The organism is Streptomyces sp. NEAU-W12 (assembly GCF_026242095.1).
In the GTDB taxonomy this organism is placed as follows: Bacteria; Actinomycetota; Actinomycetes; order Streptomycetales; family Streptomycetaceae; genus Streptomyces.
Window position 1 is genome coordinate 1 of record NZ_JAPJDM010000022.1, and the last position, 18,702, is coordinate 18,702.

16 protein-coding genes, 1 tRNA gene and 2 pseudogenes are annotated in these 18,702 nt (G+C 71.6%); 5 read left to right on the forward strand and 14 right to left on the reverse strand.

Features of this window, described 5'->3' with window-relative positions; genetic code table 11:
• The coding region (locus ORI94_RS25415) for an integrase core domain-containing protein (RefSeq protein ID WP_266079713.1) at positions 1 to 350 on the forward strand (350 nt) is incomplete at its 5' end.
• Positions 351 to 543: 193 nt separating this feature from the next.
• Here ORI94_RS25415 and ORI94_RS25420 read toward each other — a convergent pair.
• Positions 544 to 1,311 carry an IclR family transcriptional regulator gene (locus ORI94_RS25420; protein WP_266079716.1) on the reverse strand — a complete coding sequence of 256 codons (768 nt, stop codon included), beginning with the start codon at positions 1,309 to 1,311 and terminating at the stop codon, positions 544 to 546.
• Positions 1,312 to 1,473: 162 nt separating this feature from the next.
• On the opposite strand from ORI94_RS25420, the pseudogene ORI94_RS25425 reads away from it, so the two are divergent.
• Positions 1,474 to 1,665 (forward strand): annotated as a pseudogene (locus tag ORI94_RS25425) (integrase core domain-containing protein); the annotation flags it as partial.
• Positions 1,666 to 1,858: 193 nt separating this feature from the next.
• Here the strand turns inward: ORI94_RS25425 and ORI94_RS25430 are convergent.
• Positions 1,859 to 2,626, reverse strand: a complete 768-nt coding sequence (locus ORI94_RS25430) for an IclR family transcriptional regulator (RefSeq protein ID WP_266079716.1) — start codon at positions 2,624 to 2,626, stop codon at positions 1,859 to 1,861.
• A gap of 278 nt (positions 2,627 to 2,904) precedes the next feature.
• Between ORI94_RS25430 and ORI94_RS25435 the strand changes: the two genes are divergently transcribed.
• Complete coding sequence (locus tag ORI94_RS25435; protein WP_266079718.1) at positions 2,905 to 3,426, forward strand: hypothetical protein; 522 nt, start codon at positions 2,905 to 2,907, stop codon at positions 3,424 to 3,426.
• Between the two features lie 210 nt (positions 3,427 to 3,636).
• Here the strand turns inward: ORI94_RS25435 and ORI94_RS25440 are convergent, their stop codons facing one another.
• Positions 3,637 to 3,957 (reverse strand): helix-turn-helix domain-containing protein, encoded by a 321-nt coding sequence (locus ORI94_RS25440; RefSeq protein ID WP_266079720.1) that lies wholly within the window; start codon positions 3,955 to 3,957, stop codon positions 3,637 to 3,639.
• 21 nt (positions 3,958 to 3,978) lie between these two features.
• On the opposite strand from ORI94_RS25440, the gene ORI94_RS25445 reads away from it, so the two are divergent.
• On the forward strand, positions 3,979 to 4,983 hold the full coding sequence (locus ORI94_RS25445) for a hypothetical protein (protein ID WP_266079722.1): 1,005 nt from the start codon (positions 3,979 to 3,981) through the stop codon (positions 4,981 to 4,983).
• Positions 4,980 to 6,881 (forward strand): hypothetical protein, encoded by a 1,902-nt coding sequence (locus tag ORI94_RS25450; RefSeq protein ID WP_266079724.1) that lies wholly within the window; start codon positions 4,980 to 4,982, stop codon positions 6,879 to 6,881. The genes ORI94_RS25445 and ORI94_RS25450 overlap by 4 nt, the downstream gene beginning before the upstream one ends.
• A 245-nt stretch (positions 6,882 to 7,126) precedes the next feature.
• Here the strand turns inward: ORI94_RS25450 and ORI94_RS25455 are convergent.
• The 11 genes and pseudogenes from ORI94_RS25455 to ORI94_RS25505 all read right to left on the reverse strand — a co-directional run bounded on the left by ORI94_RS25455 (position 7,127) and on the right by ORI94_RS25505 (position 18,689).
• Positions 7,127 to 7,211, reverse strand: a tRNA-Leu gene (locus tag ORI94_RS25455).
• 201 nt (positions 7,212 to 7,412) lie between these two features.
• Positions 7,413 to 8,636 carry a sugar phosphate isomerase/epimerase family protein gene (locus ORI94_RS25460; protein ID WP_266079726.1) on the reverse strand — a complete coding sequence of 408 codons (1,224 nt, stop codon included), beginning with the start codon at positions 8,634 to 8,636 and terminating at the stop codon, positions 7,413 to 7,415.
• Positions 8,637 to 8,757: 121 nt separating this feature from the next.
• Positions 8,758 to 10,302, reverse strand: a complete 1,545-nt coding sequence (locus tag ORI94_RS25465; protein WP_266079728.1) for a nucleotide pyrophosphatase/phosphodiesterase family protein — start codon at positions 10,300 to 10,302, stop codon at positions 8,758 to 8,760.
• Positions 10,299 to 11,468, reverse strand: a complete 1,170-nt coding sequence (eboE, locus tag ORI94_RS25470; protein WP_266079730.1) for a metabolite traffic protein EboE — start codon at positions 11,466 to 11,468, stop codon at positions 10,299 to 10,301. The genes ORI94_RS25465 and eboE overlap by 4 nt, the downstream gene beginning before the upstream one ends.
• 3 nt (positions 11,469 to 11,471) lie before the next feature.
• Positions 11,472 to 12,365, reverse strand: a complete 894-nt coding sequence (locus tag ORI94_RS25475; protein ID WP_266079732.1) for a TatD family hydrolase — start codon at positions 12,363 to 12,365, stop codon at positions 11,472 to 11,474.
• Positions 12,365 to 13,246 carry an EboA domain-containing protein gene (locus ORI94_RS25480; protein WP_416237897.1) on the reverse strand — a complete coding sequence of 294 codons (882 nt, stop codon included), beginning with the start codon at positions 13,244 to 13,246 and terminating at the stop codon, positions 12,365 to 12,367. Before ORI94_RS25480 ends, ORI94_RS25475 begins: the two co-directional genes overlap by 1 nt.
• A gap of 242 nt (positions 13,247 to 13,488) precedes the next feature.
• Positions 13,489 to 14,409, reverse strand: a pseudogene (locus ORI94_RS25485) (sugar phosphate isomerase/epimerase family protein); the annotation flags it as partial.
• Between the two features lie 50 nt (positions 14,410 to 14,459).
• Positions 14,460 to 15,548, reverse strand: coding sequence for an SCO3242 family prenyltransferase (locus tag ORI94_RS25490; protein ID WP_266079734.1), 1,089 nt, complete (start codon positions 15,546 to 15,548; stop codon positions 14,460 to 14,462).
• Complete coding sequence (locus ORI94_RS25495; protein ID WP_266079736.1) at positions 15,545 to 16,720, reverse strand: inositol-3-phosphate synthase; 1,176 nt, start codon at positions 16,718 to 16,720, stop codon at positions 15,545 to 15,547. Before ORI94_RS25495 ends, ORI94_RS25490 begins: the two co-directional genes overlap by 4 nt.
• A 132-nt stretch (positions 16,721 to 16,852) precedes the next feature.
• Positions 16,853 to 17,425, reverse strand: a complete 573-nt coding sequence (locus ORI94_RS35370; RefSeq protein ID WP_323056089.1) for a DUF1080 domain-containing protein — start codon at positions 17,423 to 17,425, stop codon at positions 16,853 to 16,855.
• Between the two features lie 265 nt (positions 17,426 to 17,690).
• Positions 17,691 to 18,689: a sugar phosphate isomerase/epimerase family protein gene (locus tag ORI94_RS25505; protein ID WP_266079738.1), complete on the reverse strand. Its 999-nt coding sequence runs from the start codon at positions 18,687 to 18,689 to the stop codon at positions 17,691 to 17,693.
• Positions 18,690 to 18,702 lie beyond the last annotated feature (13 nt).

Sequence of the window (18,702 nt, forward strand, 5' to 3'; positions counted from 1 at the left end):
GGTCCGCCGCCCGGGTCCGCGGCAGTCTGGCCGGCGCCGTCTTCCACAGCGATCACGGAGCCCAGTACAGCTCCCGCCAATTCGCTGAGCTGTGCGCGCAGTTGGGCGTCAGACAGTCCATGGGGGCGGTCGGTACGAGCGCGGACAACGCACTCGCCGAGTCGTTCAACGCCGCCCTCAAACGCGAGACGCTCCGTGGCGCCCGCCGCTACGACGGGGCCCGGGCCTGCCGCCTGGCCGTCTTCCGCTGGGCCACGCGCTACAACACCCGCCGACGACACTCGGTGAACGGACAGCAGGCACCGAACGCCTACGAACAGCAGTCAGCTACCCTGACACTCGCCGCATAACGATACGAACAGGTGTCCACTCCGCAGGGACAAGGTCCCGACACGCTGGGCGGGGCCTGAGCAGTGGCAGGAGTTGTGCACACGGTGTGATCTGCCAGATGTGGATGTGCTGTTGACGGGATACCTGGAGGGGTGGATCCCGGACGGGCGGATCACGTTGGGGCCTTGAGTCCTGGCACCTCGGCGCCCGCTGTCACGCTGCCCTGGCGATCGTGGTGGCGGTCTCCTGCAGGGCCGTGGCAATCGCTGGCATGTCCTGTTCACGCAGGCGTACAGCGGGTGCGTACACGGAGATCGCGGCGAGCGGTTCCCCGATGCGGTTGCGGATGGCCACGCCTACGCCGTGCAGGTCGTGTGCACTTTCCTCGAGGTCTGCCGCCCATCCTCGGGCTCTAACTTCCTCCAACTCCACCTCAAGCAGTGGCCACTCAGTGATGCTTCCTGCCGCCGTGGCAGGGAGCGCGGCCGGGAGTGTCGCGCGTACATCTGCCGGGTCGCGCAGTGCGAGCAAAGCCTTGCCCGCCGCTGTGACGTGGGCGGGGAGCTCCTGTCCGAGCGGAACGCTGACGCGCAGGACATGCCGGCACTCGACTCCGTCGAGGAGTCGGACGACGGCCGCATCCAGGGAGTACAGGCACACCGTCTCCTGCAGCTTCTCGGAGAGCTCCTCCAGGGGTCTGCGCGCCTGCCGTCGGACGTCTAGCTGGGCGATCGCGGCCAGTCCCATGCGTACGAGCTGCGGCCCCGCCGAGTATCCGTGCTGGCCAGGATCGTGGCGCAGGAAACCCGTGCGCTGCAGGGTGACCAGGATGCGGTGTGCGGTGGAACGTGAGATACCGAGCTCCCGGGCGGTTTCGGTAACACCGATTTCCCCCCGGTCATACGCCAGGACTAGAACATCAAGGGCCTTCGTCACCGACGCCAAGGCCTCTGTCGCCGACAGATGCTTGCCATCCACCATGAAGGAACCGTAACGCTCAAACGTTCCCGGAGACCGGGAGCTTCGACAGAATCCACACGTCAGAATTCTGTGGTTGCACGTCTCACAGTTCCGGTGCGGCATCGCGCGAACCCGGCGAGCCAACTCTGCGCCTAGACGGGTCGAGTCCTGCGCCAACCCGGAGAGTCGTTCAACGCCGCCCTCAAACGCGAGACGCTCCGTGGCGCCCGCCGCTACGACGGGGCCCGGGCCTGCCGCCTGGCCGTCTTCCGCTGGGCCACGCGCTACAACACCCGCCGACGACACTCGGTGAACGGACAGCAGGCACCGAACGCCTACGAACAGCAGTCAGCTACCCTGACACTCGCCGCATAACGATACGAACAGGTGTCCACTCCGCAGGGACAAGGTCCCGACACGCTGGGCGGGGCCTGAGCAGTGGCAGGAGTTGTGCACACGGTGTGATCTGCCAGATGTGGATGTGCTGTTGACGGGATACCTGGAGGGGTGGATCCCGGACGGGCGGATCACGTTGGGGCCTTGAGTCCTGGCACCTCGGCGCCCGCTGTCACGCTGCCCTGGCGATCGTGGTGGCGGTCTCCTGCAGGGCCGTGGCAATCGCTGGCATGTCCTGTTCACGCAGGCGTACAGCGGGTGCGTACACGGAGATCGCGGCGAGCGGTTCCCCGATGCGGTTGCGGATGGCCACGCCTACGCCGTGCAGGTCGTGTGCACTTTCCTCGAGGTCTGCCGCCCATCCTCGGGCTCTAACTTCCTCCAACTCCACCTCAAGCAGTGGCCACTCAGTGATGCTTCCTGCCGCCGTGGCAGGGAGCGCGGCCGGGAGTGTCGCGCGTACATCTGCCGGGTCGCGCAGTGCGAGCAAAGCCTTGCCCGCCGCTGTGACGTGGGCGGGGAGCTCCTGTCCGAGCGGAACGCTGACGCGCAGGACATGCCGGCACTCGACTCCGTCGAGGAGTCGGACGACGGCCGCATCCAGGGAGTACAGGCACACCGTCTCCTGCAGCTTCTCGGAGAGCTCCTCCAGGGGTCTGCGCGCCTGCCGTCGGACGTCTAGCTGGGCGATCGCGGCCAGTCCCATGCGTACGAGCTGCGGCCCCGCCGAGTATCCGTGCTGGCCAGGATCGTGGCGCAGGAAACCCGTGCGCTGCAGGGTGACCAGGATGCGGTGTGCGGTGGAACGTGAGATACCGAGCTCCCGGGCGGTTTCGGTAACACCGATTTCCCCCCGGTCATACGCCAGGACTAGAACATCAAGGGCCTTCGTCACCGACGCCAAGGCCTCTGTCGCCGACAGATGCTTGCCATCCACCATGAAGGAACCGTAACGCTCAAACGTTCCCGGAGACCGGGAGCTTCGACAGAATCCACACGTCAGAATTCTGTGGTTGCACGTCTCACAGTTCCGGTGCGGCATCGCGCGAACCCGGCGAGCCAACTCTGCGCCTAGACGGGTCGAGTCCTGCGCCAACCCGGACCGGACTTGCCCTGCTTGAGCGCACTGCTGACCGTTTGATAGCGCCTCACAGGAACTGCGTGCGTGCCACAGTGTGCCGTCCCTACACTGGCAGCGACCTTCCTTAGGAGTTCGCTATGGCGGGATACCGGACCAGCGCACCTGCGCCAGACAAGGGTGTCTACATCGGCCAGGCCCGGCATGCCGTGAAGGAGCTGATCACTTCACTGCGCGGCGAGTTAGCGACATTGGAAGCTGTGTACACGATGATGTGCCAGGGCGTCGAATCCACCGATGTCCACGAAGAGCCGCCGGACACTGGCGAGGACGCGGAAACCGCCCAGCCTTCCCGGGAGGGTCCGTCTGAAGTTTCTGTCGCCGACGAGGATCCTTCGTCCGAAGATGCGCGCCCGGGCGTGGGCACTCGGACCCTGGGGTCACCGCGTAACGGAAGCATGCGCGATGCGATCCTCACACTCCTGTGCGCCGCCGAAGGGGCAATGTCCATCACCGATATCGCGGCGGCGGTGCGCCCGGGAGCGGACGCGACGGTCCGCTCATCCGTAGGAAAAACACTCAACCGTATGAAGCAACTTGGCGAGGTGGAAAACGTAGCACCGGGAATGTTCCGGGCCGTGCTGTCATCCCGGGCTGCTTGATCTACCCGAGAACGACCCTAACCCAACAAGCAGGCCTCCCTCGATTAGCGGTCGAGGGAGGCCGCCAAACACGCGAACGGACGCTTCTCCTAGCAGGGTTCCGGTCCGTCGCGCACGTTCACTCTAGCGCTCCCACGGGTGGCGCTATAGGGCGTCTGCGCCATCCGGCACTTGAGCGTGCACGACTGACCTCAAATAGGCAATTGGGGATCAGTCATGAGCACATTGGGTCGCATTCGATCCGGGCCAGAGCGCCAGGCCCAGGGCGCGCTCCAGTCGACAGACCGTCAGGACATCCGGCCAGGTGGTGCCCGCCAGCAGATCGCCGATGGTCTGTCTGCCGACGTTGCTCTGGGTGGCCAGTGCGCGCAGCGAGAGCTCCGGCCTCTCGCGCAGGGCGGCGGCGAGGCGGCGGGCAATCGTCTGGACGACCGCCGCGGCGGGCTCCCCGGCGATCCGGGCATCCGGCCACTCCTCCGGATCGACGGCGTAGCTCCATGGCGGCGCCGTGCGCGCTCGGCCTCCGGTCATAAAGATGCGTTCCTTCAGATCGTGATCGACACTGACACCAGTGGCCGGTTAACCGGCCACCTGTCATGGGCCTTGCGCCTGGAGGTCGCTGTGTCGAATCGCCTGCTGGCCTACGCACCGAAGGCGGAGACGGTGCCGCCCGCCCAGTGGCGCCGCATCGCGCCGGTCGTCCGCTCGCTGGGATTCCTGGCCGTCGCAGCGGGACCCTACGGCCCAGACGTGATCATGACGCCGCTCACACGGCTGGTCGCCTGGGTCGAGGCCCAGGGCCTCCCGCTCGAACCCTCGGTGATCCTTGACCAGAGCACAGTCGAACGGTTCATCCTTGTCGGCTGCCGCGACATGGGCGCCAACAGCCGCCGAACCTGCAGCAGCCAGCTGCGCCGGGCCTCCGAAGCGCTCCTGTTGGACCAGCTCGGACAGCATCCGCCGATCCGGCTGAAGGCCACCGCCGCCCCAGTGGCCCCCTACCCGCCGGCGGAAATCGCCTACTGGCTGATCTGGGCGCAGAGCCTGCCCACCCCGGCCCAACGGCGAAACGCCTGTCTGCTGTTCTGTCTCGGCGTCGGTTGCGGGCTCGCCGTTGAGGATCTTGTGTACGTTCAGGGGCGAGACATCCTCGCGGGCCCCACCGGCCGGGCACTGGTCAAGGTGCACGGGCGCCGTCCGCGCACTGTCGTATGCCGGTACGCCTACGAGGAACTGCTGCTGGCGGAAGCCGCCCACATCCCGGCAGACGCGTACGCCTTCCGGCCGGACTGGCAGGACCGCACCAGCAAGCACATCGCATCGGACTGGCTGGCCAGGTATCCGCGGATCATCGGCCGTTGTGACGGTGCAGTGCTGCAGACCCAGCGGCTGCGTACGACCTGGCTCGTCGAACTGCTGAATGCAGGTATTCCGCTGAAGGTGATCCTCAAAGCGTCGGGACTCGGGACCCTGCACAGCCTCTCGCGCTACCTCGTCTTCCTCCACGACCTGCCCGAAGCGGAGGCATCCGATCTGTTGCGGGGGGCGGCGGCATGAGCAGGAAGAACCCGGAGGACAAACCCTGCCGGCGTACCGGCCTCGCCCTACGCCCTGCACCGCAGGCCCCCGGCCGTACCCTCAGCGACCGCATTGTGAGGCAGGTCTTCGACCTCGTGCGCCACAGCGGAGCACTGGAACGCCTTCCCTCCAACGAGCACCGGCCAGGTCCGAAGGGCTTGCCGTTCCGCACAGTGCTGATCGGCCTGATCCTGTCGCAGTACATGGGCAAGAGCGCGAACATCAACGACGCATGGGAGACGCTGTTCTTCGCCCTGTCTCCAGGGTCCAAAGCCCTCCTTGACGTCCCCCACGTCGACCTGCACATTCGGGAGGGCGCAACCCGAGAAGAAATCGACCGCGTCGCGCACCACCAGTACGCGACGTCGAAGCGCGTCTACCGGTCCTGGGCCTCGATGACCCGGCGCCTCGACCCGGCACCACACGACCGCCGCAAGCGGCTGACGCTCAGCGAGGCCAAGAAGATCCGACGGAAGTGGAATGCCCGCGCCAACCAGGACACCGTGCGCAATCTGGAGGCCATCGCCCAGGATCTGATTCTCGCTCCGGTGATGGCTTCCTACCGGCGCGGCGACTTCGCTCGGTGGCCTGGCCACATCGCGGTCGACGACACTCCGGTTCCGGTCTGGGGCAAAGAGCCGGACTACCACCAGGACCGGGCCTCGCTTGAGATCACCGCCGGGATGTACGTGAAGGGAGGTACGCAGAAGAAGTCGGGGCCCAGCGACAAAGCTGCGGCCTCCACGAACACTGGTACCCGGCGCGGCACGACAAACAAGCCACCGCCTCGCAAGACCAAGTCGGGACAGGAGAAGAAGGCCAAGGCGCCGGAGAAAAGAGAGTTCCGCTACGCCATGATGGCCGCGTTCCCGGGCCATGGCCATGGCGACCTCGCTGGCGCCTACCCGGCGGTCTGCCTCGGCATGATCCTTCACACCCCGGGCACCGAACCCGGCCCGGCCGCCCTGCGCGCCATCCAGCCGGCCTTCGAACGAGGCCTGGTCAAAGACCTGTTCTGCGCCGACCGGGGCATCACCCAGGCCAAGCCTCACAACCTGCATCTGCAGCTGCTCAAACTCGGCCTCAATGCGGTGAAGCACTACAACGACGACAAGGTCGACCGGCAGGGAGAGTTCCGCGGCATGCAGCTGGTTGGCGGCGAGTTCTACTGCCCGCTGATGCCCACCCCGCTCATCACTGCGGGCGCCACATACATCGACAGCCGCACGGATGAGGACCGCGCCCACGCGCTCAACCTGATCCAGTCCCGGAAGGACTACCAGACCAAGATCAAGGAGTACGGGCCCGCAGGGGACCAGCGTCGACAGTGCCCTGCCCTCGGGTCCCACGCCACGGTCACCTGCTACCGCCGGCCCCAGCCACGCCCGTCCACCGTCGTCGACCTCGACGCCCCCACTGTCCGTACCCCGGCAGCCCTGCCCACTATCTCCAAACCCAAGCGGGACACCCCCGTCTACCCCGACATCTGCAGGGGGAAGAGCATCACCGTCCCGGGCACCGTGTTGGCCAAGTGGCGACAGAAATACCCCCTGTTCACCCCTCTGTGGCAGGAAGCCTGGTCCGGACTGCGCAGTCAGAACGAGGGCGGCAACGGCAACCTCAAGAAGTCCGCCCTCGATAGCATCGACAATCCCCAGCTCCGCCTGCCGCACGGACGCGTCGCACAGACCCTGCTCAATGCCGTCATCATCTTTGTGGCGAACCTCAGAGCCATCCGACGGTTCCTCCGTGACCAGGGCATCCAGCCCCGCAAAGCCAGCGCGCAGAGCGCCGCGACCCGACCCGGTGAGCCCTCCGGCCCGCCCCAGGCGCGACCGCTTCCGACCGAGCAGGTGGAGCCTCCGCCACGCGAGTGACGCACCTCCGCCGCGCTCCGCCCCCTGAAAACCCCACATGCCTGCGTCACGGCTACCAGCCGTCGCGCAGGCATGTCCTGTTTCCGCAGGTGAGAGGCGCAGTACCTGGACCGCCACCGCCTCACCCCCTCATCGAGCCGATCACGAGGCTCAAGGCCCCAGAAACGACGAAATACCGGTGAGTCACACGACTCGACCGGTAATTCGTGAACGCTTCGGGACGATCTCGTGAACGTCCCCTTGTGTGTCCGAGGGGGGACTTGAACCCCCACGCCCGATAAAGGGCACTAGCACCTCAAGCTAGCGCGTCTGCCATTCCGCCACCCGGACCAGGTGTACGCCGCCCTGTCAGGGGTGATCCCTGCGGCGACGTGGACAACCATACCAAGGTTTCGCAGTGCCTTTCACCTGCGTTTCCGTGCTTCCGGACGCGAGGCCGGACCGCGGCGGGACCGACCCTCCCGCCCTCGTCGCGGCGTGGGCCGGTACTCCGGGAAACCGCCCGGCCCGTGTTCCCGGCCCTGTCCCCGGTCAGCAGCGCCGCTTGCGCAGGGCCGCCAGGTTGTCGTAGCTGATCTTGGCCTCGCGCAGCGACTGCGCGGGGTCGGTGGCGCTCGGGGCGGTGTCGTCCTCGACCATCGGGTTGTGGTAGTTCCGCTGCCCGACCCGGGAGAAGAACGTCGTGTAGTCGATGACGCCGGTTCCGAAGGGCACCATCTCGTAGCCCATGCCGTTGGTCGTGCTGACGACGCCGTCCTTGGCGTGGAACAGCGGGTAGCGCTTGTTGTGGCGGGCGACCAGGCCGGCCGGGTCGAAGACCTTCTTCCGCGCGGAGCCGTCGTGGGCGGTGTACGTGTGGAACTTGTACTGGGCGACGTGCGCCCAGAAGATGTCCATCTCCAGCCAGACGGCCTGGGGGTCGGTGACCTCGAGGAAGTACTCCAGTTTCCGGATGCCCGAACTGCGGGTCGGCCGGCCCTGGTCGTCCAGGGGGCCGCCGTCGAGCAGGAAGCCGTAGGCGCCGTCGTGGTTGTGGGTGTAGAGCTTGACGCCCTCGCGGCGGGCGATCGCGCCGAGCGCGTTCCACTTGTCGGCGGCCACGTCCCAGTCGGCGCGGTGGGAGCTGCCGGTGGGGTCGCCGCCGGTGCCCATGTGGTCCAGGCCGAGGATGTTGGCGATCTCGAGATGCTTCTTGAAGGTGTCCAGGTCCGCCGTGGTCAACGGCCAGGAGGACGGGATGAAGCCGTGGTTGCCCTGGGCGCGCAGGCCGTACTCGTCGAGCCAGGAGCGCAGCAGCCTGGCTCCCTCGACGGACTCCAGACCGGCACCGCCGGGCGCGTTCGCGTGCTGGTGGTAGCCGGCGAACTCCACCTGGCGGTAGCCGTGGCGGGCCAGTTGCCTGAACACCTCGCGGAAGCCGGAGGGCAGGTCGGTGGCCAGGGGGTCGCGGCCGGTGGCGTCACGGACGGTGTAGAGGATGATGCCGCGCTTGTGCGGCGGGACGAGTATCCGCCCGCGGTGGTCAGGGCCGTGCCCGTGGTCGTGTCCGTGGTCGTGGTCTCTGCCGCGGTCCTGGGCCAGGGCGGGGGCTGCGCCGAAGACGGGGGCCGCGACGGCTCCGGCGGCCACGGCGGTGCAGGTGCTGAGGAAACGGCGCCGGTGCACGCCCAGGGAGCGGCGCAGTGCCTCGTCCGGGGCGTCGGCGGCCGGGGTGGGGGTGGCCTCGGTGCGGGAGGGGGCGGAGTGCGGGGTCACGGGGCCTGCCTTCTGGGTCGTGGCCGGTTCCGGTGCCGCCCGGACCGGCCGTTGTCAGTGCCGTGTGGTTGACTCTCGGGGGCGGGATGCCCGCTCTCGGCCGGGCGCGCGTGGTGGTGCGTCAGCCGAGCCCGGCGAGGTGGAGCAGGAGTTGCTTGACATCGGTGGCCGCGACGCGGTCTCCGACGGCACGGGGGGTGGAGCAGATGAGGAGCGGACCGTCGTCGTCGCTCGCCGGAAGGCGGCCGTGGCTGCCCCGAACAGGCGACGGGTCGAGGGGCACGATCGCCATCCGGTAGCGCATGCCGAGTTTCTTGCGCGCCAGCGCGGTGGCCGCCTTCACCTTGACGTACGGGTCGAGGGGGTCCATGAAGAGCTCGACCGGGTCGTAGCCGGGTTTGCGGTGGATCTCGACGAGCTGCGCGAAGTCGGGCGCGCGGTCGTCGTCGAGCCAGTAGTAGTACGTGAACCAGGCGTCGGGTTCGGCGACGGCGACCAGTTCGCCGGCGCGCGGGTGGTCGAGGTGGTGGGCCTTCTTGCCCTCGTCGTCGAGGAGTCGGTCGATGCCGGGCAGTCCTTCGAGGGCGGCCCGGGTGGCGTCGAGGTCCTCGGGGCGGCGCACGTAGACGTGGGCGATCTGGTGGTCGGCGACGGCGAAGGCGCGCGAGGCCATCGGGTCGAGGTACTCCATGCCGTCCTGCGTGTGCACCTCCAGCAGACCCGCGCGGCGCAGGGCGCGGTTGATGTCCACGGTCCGGTGCACGCGGGTGATGCCGTACTCGGACAGGGCGACGACGGTACGGCCCTCGGCGCGGGCGTCGTCGAGCAGCGGGGCCAGGGCGGCGTCCAGGTCTGCGGCCGCTTTCAGGGAACGCGGGTCGTCGGGGCCGAAGCGCTGCAGGTCGTAGTCGAGGTGGGGGAGGTAGCAGAGCGTCAGGTCGGGGTGGCGGGTGCGGTTGACGTGGCGGGTCGCGTCGATGATCCACTGGCTGGAGACCAGGTCCGCGCCGGGGCCCCAGAAGTGGAAGAGCGGGAAGGTGCCGAGTTCGGCGGTGAGTTCGTCGTGCAGGGCCGGGGGCCGGGTGTAGCAGTCGGGTTCCTTGCGGCCGTCGGCGTAGTAGACCGGGCGGGGGGTGACGGTGATGTCGGTGTCCGCGCCCATGGCGTACCACCAGCAGATGTTGGCGACGGTGTAGCCGGGGTGCGCGCGGCGGGCCGCGTCCCAGAGCTTGTCCCCGGCGACGAGACCGTTGTGCTGGCGCCACAGCAGGACGTCGCCGAGTTCGCGGAAGTACCAGCCGTTGCCGACGATGCCGTGTTCGGAGGGGAGGCTGCCGGTGAGGAAGGTGGACTGGGCGGCGCAGGTGACGGCGGGCAGCACGGTGCCGAGCGGGGCGCGGGAGCCGGACTGGCCGAGCCTCTTGAGGTGGGGCATGTGGTCGAGGAGGCGGGGGGTGAGGCCCACGACGTCGAGGACGAGGAGGGGGGTGGGGCCGGTGGCCGCAGATTCCTGGACGGGTTTTGGGACGGGTGCCGAGGCGGATGCCGGGACGGAACCCGAGGCGGATGCCGGGACGGAGGCCGAGGCGGAACCCGGAGCGGATGCCGGGGCGGGTTCGGCGGTGGGGTCCGCGTGGTCGGCGTCGGCCGCACGGTCTGTGGTCATGGGAGTTCCTTCAGGCCGAGGTCCGTCAGCAGGTCGCGGGCGAGGGCGAGTTCGGCGGCGATGCCGTCGGCGAGCTGGGCGCGGCCCCTGGGCCGCAGCTCGGGTGGGAGGGCCTGCCAGGTGTAGGTCTCGACCTCCAGGTGGCGGGTGAGCGGCTGCGGGCCGCCGACGAGCTTGGTCAGGGCGGTCTTCAGTACGGGCAGCGTGGAGGTGAGGGGTGCGGTGGGGGCCGCGTGCAGGGGGACGTGGAAGTGTGCGCGCCAGGGCGCCCCCTCGGGCAGGGTGTCGCCGGCCAGGGCCTCGTCGAGGTCGTCGGTGCCGCGCAGTCCGGCGGCGGTGGACGTGCGGGTCTGGTGCAGGAAGCGGGGCTCGGCGAAGGCGCGCAGGGCCTCGCGGACCTCGGGCAGGTGGGGCTGCTCGGCGTGCAGGGCGGCGGAGAGCTGGGACTTGACGACGGGGACGCCGGCCCGGGTGAGGTCGTCCAGGGCGGTGTCCGGGTCTTCGAAGGAGGTGGCGAGGTGGCAGGTGTCGACGCAGACGCCGATGCGGTCGTGGCCGATCGCGGTGAGTGGTGCGATGGCGTCGTGGGTGGTTTCGACGACGCAGCCGGGTTCCGGTTCCAGGGCGATGCGGAGGGAGCGTCCGGTCAGTTCCTGGAGTGCGTCGAGGCGTTCGGCGAGGGTGCGCAGGGCGGTGCGGGAGGCTTCGGCGTGCCGCGCGTCGTGGACGGTGCGCCAGGCCAGCGGCAGGGTGGAGATGCTGCCGTCGGGGACGTCGTCGGGGAGCAGTCCGGCGAGGAGGCGGGCCAGGGAGGTGGTGTGCTCCAGGCGCTCGGGGTCGGCCCAGTCCGGTGTGTAGACGCGGTACTTGACCTCCTCGGCGCCGAACCCCTCGTAGGGGAAGCCGTTGAGGGTGACGACCTCGAGTCCGCGCCGGTCGAGTTCGCAGCGCAGGCCGCGCAGGGCGGACGGGTCGGTGACGAGGGCGCGCGCGGCGTCCTTGGCGAGCCACAGGCCGATGCCGAGCCGGTCGCGGCCGAGCCGGCGGCGGACGGGTTCGCAGTGGTCCCTCAGCTGGGCGAGGACACCGTCGAGGGTCTCGGCGGGGTGGACGTTGGTGCAGTAGGCGAGGTGGACGGTGGATCCGTCGGGGTGGCGGAAGCGCATGGCTCACGCCTCCGCGCCGGCGTCGTCGGCCGTCCGCGGAGGCTCGTCCCTCGGTGCGCCGCGCTGGATGGAGTTGCCCTCGTGGGTGGCCTCGGGGGCGGTGACGTCGAGGGTGAGCCGGCCGCCGAGTCCGTAGAAGGCGACGGGGTTGCGCCACAGGACGCGGTCGACGTCGTCCTCGGTGAAGCCCTCGGCGAGCATCAGGTCGGCGACCTTGCGGGTCTTGAGCGGGTCGCTCCTTCCCCAGTCGGCGGCGGAGTTCACCAGGACCCGCTCGGGGCCGTGGGCGCGCAGGATCGCGACCATCCGTTCCTCGTCCATCTTGGTGTCGGGGTAGACGGAGAAGCCGAGCCAGCAGCCGCTGTCCTTGGCCTCCTTGACGGTGGTCTCGTTGAGGTGGTCGACCAGGACGTGGTCCACGGGCAGCGCGGACTCCCGGACGACGTCGAGGGTGCGGCGCAGTCCGGCGAGCTTGTCGCGGTGCGGGGTGTGCACCAGGGCGGGCAGGCCGTGGTCGGCGGCGAGCTGGAGCTGGGCGGCGAGCGCGGTGTCCTCGGCGGGTGTCATGGAGTCGTAGCCGATCTCGCCGACGGCCACGACGTGGTCCTTGACGAGGTACCGGGGCAGCAGGTCGAGGACGGGGGTGCAGCGCGGGTCGTTCGCCTCCTTGGGGTTGAGGGCGATGGTGCAGTGGTGGGCGATGCCGTACTGGGCGGCGCGGAAGGGCTCCCAGCCGAGGAGGGAGTCGAAGTAGTCGGTGAAGGAGGCCGGCGAGGTGCGGGGCTGGCCGAGCCAGAAGGCGGGCTCGACGACCGCGCGGACGCCCGCCCCGTACATGGCCTCGTAGTCGTCGGTGGTCCGCGACGTCATGTGGATGTGGGGGTCGAAGAGGCGCATCAGGACTCCTTGCCGTGGGGGTCGTCCGTGGTGTGACTCGGGGTGGAGGAGACGGAGTCGGCTGCGGGGGCGGGCTCTGCCGGATCCGGGTCCGGGGCCAGGGCCGGGGCCGGGCCCGGGCCCGGGTCCGGGGCGGGGTCCGGGGCTAGGGCCAGGGCCAGGGTCCGTACGCGGTGGAGGTCCTCCGGGACGGGGCGGCCGGCGGCGGTGCGCTCGTCGGCGTAGTCGCCGAGCATGCGGGCGAGTTCGCCGTCGCCGCGGGCCCGCCGGGCCAGGTCCGCCACCCGGTCCAGGGCGACGCCGGTGAACAGGCACTTCAGGACGGCGTGCCGCCAGGCGTGGGCGTCGAGGTGCCGGGCGCAGTAGGGGCCGACGGCGGCGGCGACGAGCCGGGTGTCGTTGGTGCGCAGGGCGTCCTCGACGAGCGGGCGGGCCTCGGGACCGGGCACGAGGTGGGGCAGGGCGTGCAGGACCGCCCGGCGTTCGTCGGCGGTGCCCTGGTGGTAGACCCGGGCCAGCGCCTCGGCGTCGGCGTGGGCCGCGTGCAGGATCAGGACGCGGGCGGCGTCGGCGTGGGCGGCACCGCAGCGCCGGCCTGCCTCGGCCAGGCGCAGCTCCCACACGGAGACGGGGCCGTGGGTGCCGGGGTGGGCGGCGGCCTCGTCGAGGGCCTGGTCCAGCCAGGCGCGGGCGGCTCCGTCGAGACGGGCGGAGAGGAGACGGTGCAGTTCGGTGGTCGGGAGGGCGGCGGGGGCGGCGGGGGTGGTGCCGTCGGCTGCCGGGGTTCCCGGTGCTGCGGTCCCCGGGTGCCGAGAGGTCGCCCCGGTCTCGGTGATGAGGGCTGCCTCCGGGGTGGCCGGGGTGGCGTGGGGGTGGTTCACGGGGTGCTGCTCCCTTCGGGGGTGGCGGAGGGATCGCCGAGCGGAGGTGCGGGGGCGAAAGCGGCATCGGCGGCAGGGGCGGCGGCGGCTGCGTCGGCGCCGGGGGCCGGGTCGGTGGCCGGGTGAGCACCGGGGGCGTCGGAGGAAAGGTCTGTGGCCGTGTGACCGTCCGGGACAGCGCCGGCGCTGCCGGTGCCGGTAGCGGTGTGAGCGCCGGGGACAGGGTCGGTGGGCGTGTGATCTTCCGGGGCGACGCCGGCGGTACCGGAAGCGGTGCCTGCGGCGGTGGCGGGGGTGGTCGCCGCGGTGCGGGCCGCGGTGTGGAGGAACGGGAGGGAGTGGGCGGCGAAGTGGGGGCCCGCGTGGGAGTGGCGGGGCAGTTCGACGACGGTCAGGCCCTGGTAGCCGGTGGCGGCGAGGGCCGCGAGGACGGGCGGGAAGTCGATCTCGCCGTCCCCGAAGGGCAGGTGCTCGTGGACGCCGCGGCGCATGTCCTCGATCTGGACGTGGCGCAGCCAGGGGGCGGCGGCGCGGACGCAGTCCGCGGGTGGGAGGGGTTCGAGGCACTGGCAGTGGCCGATGTCCAGGGTGAGGCCCAGGGGTTCGGGGTCCCCGAGGGTGCGGCGCAGGTGGTGGAAGTCGGCGAGGGTGGCGAGGAGGTGACCGGGTTCCGGTTCGACGGCGAGGGGGACGCCCGCGGAGGTGGCGGCGTCCAGGACGGGGGTGAGCGCCTCGGCCAGGCGCTTCCACGCGGTGTCCTCGTCCGTGCCCGCGGGGGCGGTGCCGCTGAAGCAGTGCAGGGCGTGCGCGCCGAGGTCGGCGGCGACCTGGACGGCCCGGACGAGCAGGTCCACGCGGCGGGCGCGGTCGTCCGGGTCGGGGTCCAGGAGCGAGGGGCCGTGTTTGCGGCGCGGGTCCAGCACGTAGCGGGCGCCGGTCTCGACGGTGACGCCCAGGCCGAGGTCGTCCAGGCGCCGGGCGACCCGGCGGGTGCGGGCGGCGAGGTCCGGGGCGAGCGGGTCGAGGTGCATGTGGTCGAGGGTGAGCCCGACACCGTCGTAGCCGAGGTCGGCGAGCAGGGCGAGGGCGTCGTCGAGACGGAGGTCGGTGAGGCCGTTGGTGCCGTAGCCGAACCGGAGGGGGACGGGGGCGGGGAGGGGGATGGGGGCGGGGGTGGGGAAGGGGAGCGGAAGGGCGCCGTCCGGGGTGCGGCTCACGTGATGCTCACCTTCCTCATGCCGGGCCTCCTCGCGAGCACCCGGCCGGCCGGGGCCAGGGCCGCGACGAGCAGGGCGGTGCCGGCCGAGCCGGAGCGGGCGGCGAGCGCGGCCTGGAGCGGGATCGTGGCCCGGATGCCGCCGCCGACGGCGCGTCGGGTGAGCGGGGGCGAGGGGTTGAGTGCGGCGTGGAAGTAGGGCCGGGCGGCCGTGGCGGCGTAGGCGGCGCCCAGGGCGGTGGCAAGGACGCCGGTGGCGCGGGGCGGGCGCCCCGCCGGGCCGGGGCCCGGCAGGCCGGGGGCGGCTGCTGCCCGCCGGCCTGCCGGGAGTCGGGTGCGGCGGTGGGTGACCAGCCGGGTCAGCGCCCCCGTCGTCGCGAGGGCGGCCAGCGGGGCCAGGGCCGAGCCGCCGGTGGTCTCCCGGCGGGAGACGGCCGTGACCGCGAGGGTGTGCGTGCCGAGCAGCGCGGCCGAGGGTAGCGCCGTCCGGATGCCGCCGCCGGTGGCGGCCGCGCCCAGGAGCAGGTCCAGTGCGCGGGCGGCGGCCATGGCCGCGGGACCGGCGGGTGTGTGCTTCAGCGCGAGGTCGTAGGCCCAGACGGTCGCCGTCAGGGGCGCGGCCACCGCGAGGGCGGGGCGTCCCGCCCCGGCGGCGAGCGCCAGTCCGGCGCCGGTGAGGGCACCGGCGGCGGTGAGGGCGGCGGCCGGGCGGATGCGGCCGGACGGAAGCGGGCGGTGCGGGCGTTCCGCGGCGTCCTCGGTGCGGTCCGCCCAGTCGTTCAGGGCCATGCCGGCCTCGTACAGGCACAGGGAGGATCCGATGGCGAGCAGGGTGCGGGGGCCGGGGCGCGCGCCGGACGCCGCCGCTCCGGCCAGGGCGTCGCCGGGGACGGTGAACAGCGCGGGCAGGCGCAGCAGTTCGGCCCAGGCGCCCGCGCGGGCGGAGCGGGGGCGGGAGGCGCCGGGCTCGGGGCCGGGGAGGGGGGTGGCGGCACCCCTGGGCGCCGCCGCTCCGGCCGGGCCGTCCGCCACCGTCGCCCCGGCCGGAGTGGGTGTGTCCTGCGCCGGGGCGACCGCGCGGCTCACCGCTGCGCCCCGCGGTCGCCGGCGTCGTCCCGTAGCCGCCCGGCGAAGCGCCTGAGCTCCGCGTACTGTTCGGCCAGCGAGGACGGGCCGTCTCCCACCGGGTCCTTGAAGTAGAAGCCCAGTTCGCCCAGCGGGCCGGACAGGCCCCTCTCCCGGGCGCGGGCGACCAGTCGGGCCAGGTCGAGGACGAGGGGCGCGGCGAGCGCCGAGTCGCAGCCCTGCCAGGTGGTCTGCAGGACCATGCGGGCGCCGAGGAAGCCGTCGAAGGCGATGTGGTCCCAGGCCGTCTTCCAGTCGCCGAGCGCGGGTACGTCGTCGATGTGGACCTCGCCCTCGGGGGTGGTGCCGAGGGTGTCGGCGAGGACGCGTTCCTTGCCGGCGTTCTTGGCGGCGGCGGCCGCGGGGTCGGCGAGGGCGGCGCCGTCGCCGCCGCCCAGGAGGTTGGTGCCGGACCAGGCGCGCACGGCGAGGGCGCGCTGCAGGAACATCGGGCCGAGTACGGAGCGCAGCAGGGTCTGCCCGGTCTTGCCGTCGCGGCCCGTGTGGGGGACGGAGGCCGTCGCGGCCTGCTCGGCCAGCGCCGGGTGGTGCAGGCCTGCGGAGGGGGTGAAGTTGACGTAGGGGCAGTCGGCGCGCAGGGCGGCCGCCGCGTAGAGGGAACTCGGCGGCAGGGAGCCGTCGGTGGGGGCGGGCTCGGTGGAGGCGACGTTCACCACGACGGCGCCCGCGAGGCCCTGGCGGTGCGCGAAGTCGCGCATGTCGGCCGCGAACACGTCGATCAGTTCGTCGTCGTGGCGGCCCGAGCCGTCGTCGGTGTCGCCGGGCAGGGGGCCGCCGGGCCTGATCTCCCGGTCGGCGGCGACGAGTTCGGCGTGCACGGCGGAGGGCAGGCCGTGCGGCAGGACGCCGCCGGCGGCGAGGTGTTCGGCACGTTTGGGCAGCGGGCAGTCGACGGTGTCGTGGCCGCCGAAGACGAGGGACGACAGTGACGGCAGGCCGCACGAGGTGAAGTCGGGGGTCTCGGTGACCATGCCGGTGGGCGGGTGGAGTCCGGCGGTGACGGCGGCGCAGCCCGCGATCGCGGTCGTGGCCACGGATCCGCGCGCCCCGATCAGCCAGACGCCGAAGCGGGGGGCCGGGGAGGGGGTGGGGAGGAACGGTTCGGCGGACATGGGCAGCCTCCTTGTCGTACGCGAACCGGGTGCGGGTGCCGGAGGGGGACGAGCGGGGTGCCGGGCGCGGGGCCCGGCGGGGACGGCGGGCGGAGGTCCGGCGTCCTCCGCCCGCCGCCGTTCCGGTCGCCCCTAGGAGGGCGGTTCCTTCAGTTGGATGTCGCGGAAGGTGACCTGGTCGTCGGCGCCGTGGTGCTGGAGGCCGATGGGGCCGTCGGTCGGGCTCCGCCCGGGGTCCTTGCCGGTGAAGTCGTTGATCTCGACTCCGTTGAGGAACACCCGCAGGCGTCCGCCCTGGACCTTGATCTCGTGGGGGTCCCACTGGCCGGGAGGACGCGGGACCTGGCCACGGGCCTCGGGGTTCGCCGACTTGAACGAGCAGACGGGGGTCCTGCCGGCGGCCTTGGTGACGCCGCCCTGGACGGTGGGGCGCAGCGTGCCGTCGCGGGCGGTGTGCGGGGCGCTGCGGTCCGGGAGCACGGCGAGTGGCATCGGCTCGCCCGTATCGTGCCTGCCCCTGGCGAGTGGTACCTGCTGGAACCGCCCGCCGGCGGCTGCCGGTTCGTCGTGTCCCGGATGCCCGGTGTGGGCGCCGGCGACGGCCGCCGGGGTCCCTGCTGCCGGCATCAGGCCGGTGGACAGGGCGAGGGCGGTGCGGAGTCCGGGACGCCTCGTGGGGGCGGGTACGAGTCTGCTTCTGTGCACGAAGTCCCTCCGGGAACGGGGTGGGGCCGTACGGAACGGGTGCGGGGACGTGCGGTGCGGGCGCCGGGGTGCGCCGTCACCCCGGAGGCGTGAGTGTCATGAACACTCCAGGGACGGTAACCGCGTTCATCCGGGGCGAACACCCCTTGGGACGGGACTGGCCGAGCTTTTCCCCACCATGGGACAAAGCGGGATCCGGGCAGGCCGGACCGGGGGCCGGCGGACGTTCCGGCCCCCGGCCCCGGCCTGCCGTCGGGCGTGCGGTTCAGCTGGTGAACGCCGCGTCGAAGGAGGCCGACGGCGGGTCGAAGTCGTACGCCTTGAGCCGGGTCAGCGCCTCGGGGGCGCCCTGGAGCCGGTCCATGCCGGCGTCCTCCCACTCGACGGAGACGGGCCCCCGGTAGCCGATGGAACGCAGCATGCGGAAGACGTCCTCCCAGGGGACGTTCCCGTGGCCGGCGGAGACGAAGTCCCAGCCGCGCCGGGGGTCGCCCCAGGGCAGGTGGGAGCCGAGGCGGCCGTTGCGGCCGTCGAGGCGTGTGCGGGCCTCCTTGCAGTCGACGTGGTAGATCCGGTCGCGGAAGTCCCACAGGAAGCCGACCGGGTCGAGGTCCTGCCACACGAAGTGGGAGGGGTCGAAGTTGAGCCCGAAGGCCGGCCGCCGGCCGACCGCGTCCAGGGTGCGGACGGTGGTCCAGTAGTCGTAGGCGATCTCGCCGGGGTGGACCTCGTGCGCGAACCGCACGCCCTCGGTATCGAAGACGTCCAGGATCGGGTTCCAGCGCGTCGCGAAGTCCTCGTAGCCGCGGTCGACCATCGACTCGGGCGCGGGCGGGAACATGGCCACCAGGTGCCAGATCGCCGATCCGGTGAACCCGACGACGGTGTCGACGCCGAGGAGGGCCGCGGCGCGCGCGGTGTCCTTGATCTCGGCGGCGGCCCGCTGCCGTACGCCCTCGGCCTCGCCGTCGCCCCAGATCCTGGCGGGCAGGATGGCCTGGTGGCGCTCGTCGATGACGGCGTCGCAGACCGCCTGGCCGACCAGGTGGTTGGAGATCGCCCGGACCTCGAGGCCGTACGTGTCGAGCAGCTGACGCCGGGAGTCCACGTAGGACGGGTCGGCGAGTGCCTTGTCGACCTCGAAGTGGTCCCCCCAGCAGGCGAGTTCGAGTCCGTCGTAGCCGAAGTCGCGGGCGAGCCGGCAGACCTCCTCGAGGGGCAGGTCCGCCCACTGGCCGGTGAACAGCGTGAAGGTGCGGGGCATGCGTGTCTGCCTT

Excerpts from the sequence above, each read along its gene's own strand:
- eboE (WP_266079730.1), bottom strand. The coding sequence starts at position 11,468 with ATGCGCTTCCGCCACCCCGACGGATCCACCGTCCACCTCGCCTACTGC.
- ORI94_RS25420 (WP_266079716.1), bottom strand. The coding sequence starts at position 1,311 with ATGGTGGATGGCAAGCATCTGTCGGCGACAGAGGCCTTGGCGTCGGTG.
- ORI94_RS25440 (WP_266079720.1), bottom strand. The coding sequence starts at position 3,957 with ATGACCGGAGGCCGAGCGCGCACGGCGCCGCCATGGAGCTACGCCGTC.
- ORI94_RS25475 (WP_266079732.1), bottom strand. The coding sequence starts at position 12,365 with ATGCGCCTCTTCGACCCCCACATCCACATGACGTCGCGGACCACCGAC.
- ORI94_RS25450 (WP_266079724.1), top strand. The coding sequence starts at position 4,980 with ATGAGCAGGAAGAACCCGGAGGACAAACCCTGCCGGCGTACCGGCCTC.
- ORI94_RS25505 (WP_266079738.1), bottom strand. The coding sequence starts at position 18,689 with ATGCCCCGCACCTTCACGCTGTTCACCGGCCAGTGGGCGGACCTGCCC.
- ORI94_RS25435 (WP_266079718.1), top strand. The coding sequence starts at position 2,905 with ATGGCGGGATACCGGACCAGCGCACCTGCGCCAGACAAGGGTGTCTAC.
- ORI94_RS25430 (WP_266079716.1), bottom strand. The coding sequence starts at position 2,626 with ATGGTGGATGGCAAGCATCTGTCGGCGACAGAGGCCTTGGCGTCGGTG.
- ORI94_RS25465 (WP_266079728.1), bottom strand. The coding sequence starts at position 10,302 with ATGACCACAGACCGTGCGGCCGACGCCGACCACGCGGACCCCACCGCC.
- ORI94_RS25495 (WP_266079736.1), bottom strand. The coding sequence starts at position 16,720 with ATGTCCGCCGAACCGTTCCTCCCCACCCCCTCCCCGGCCCCCCGCTTC.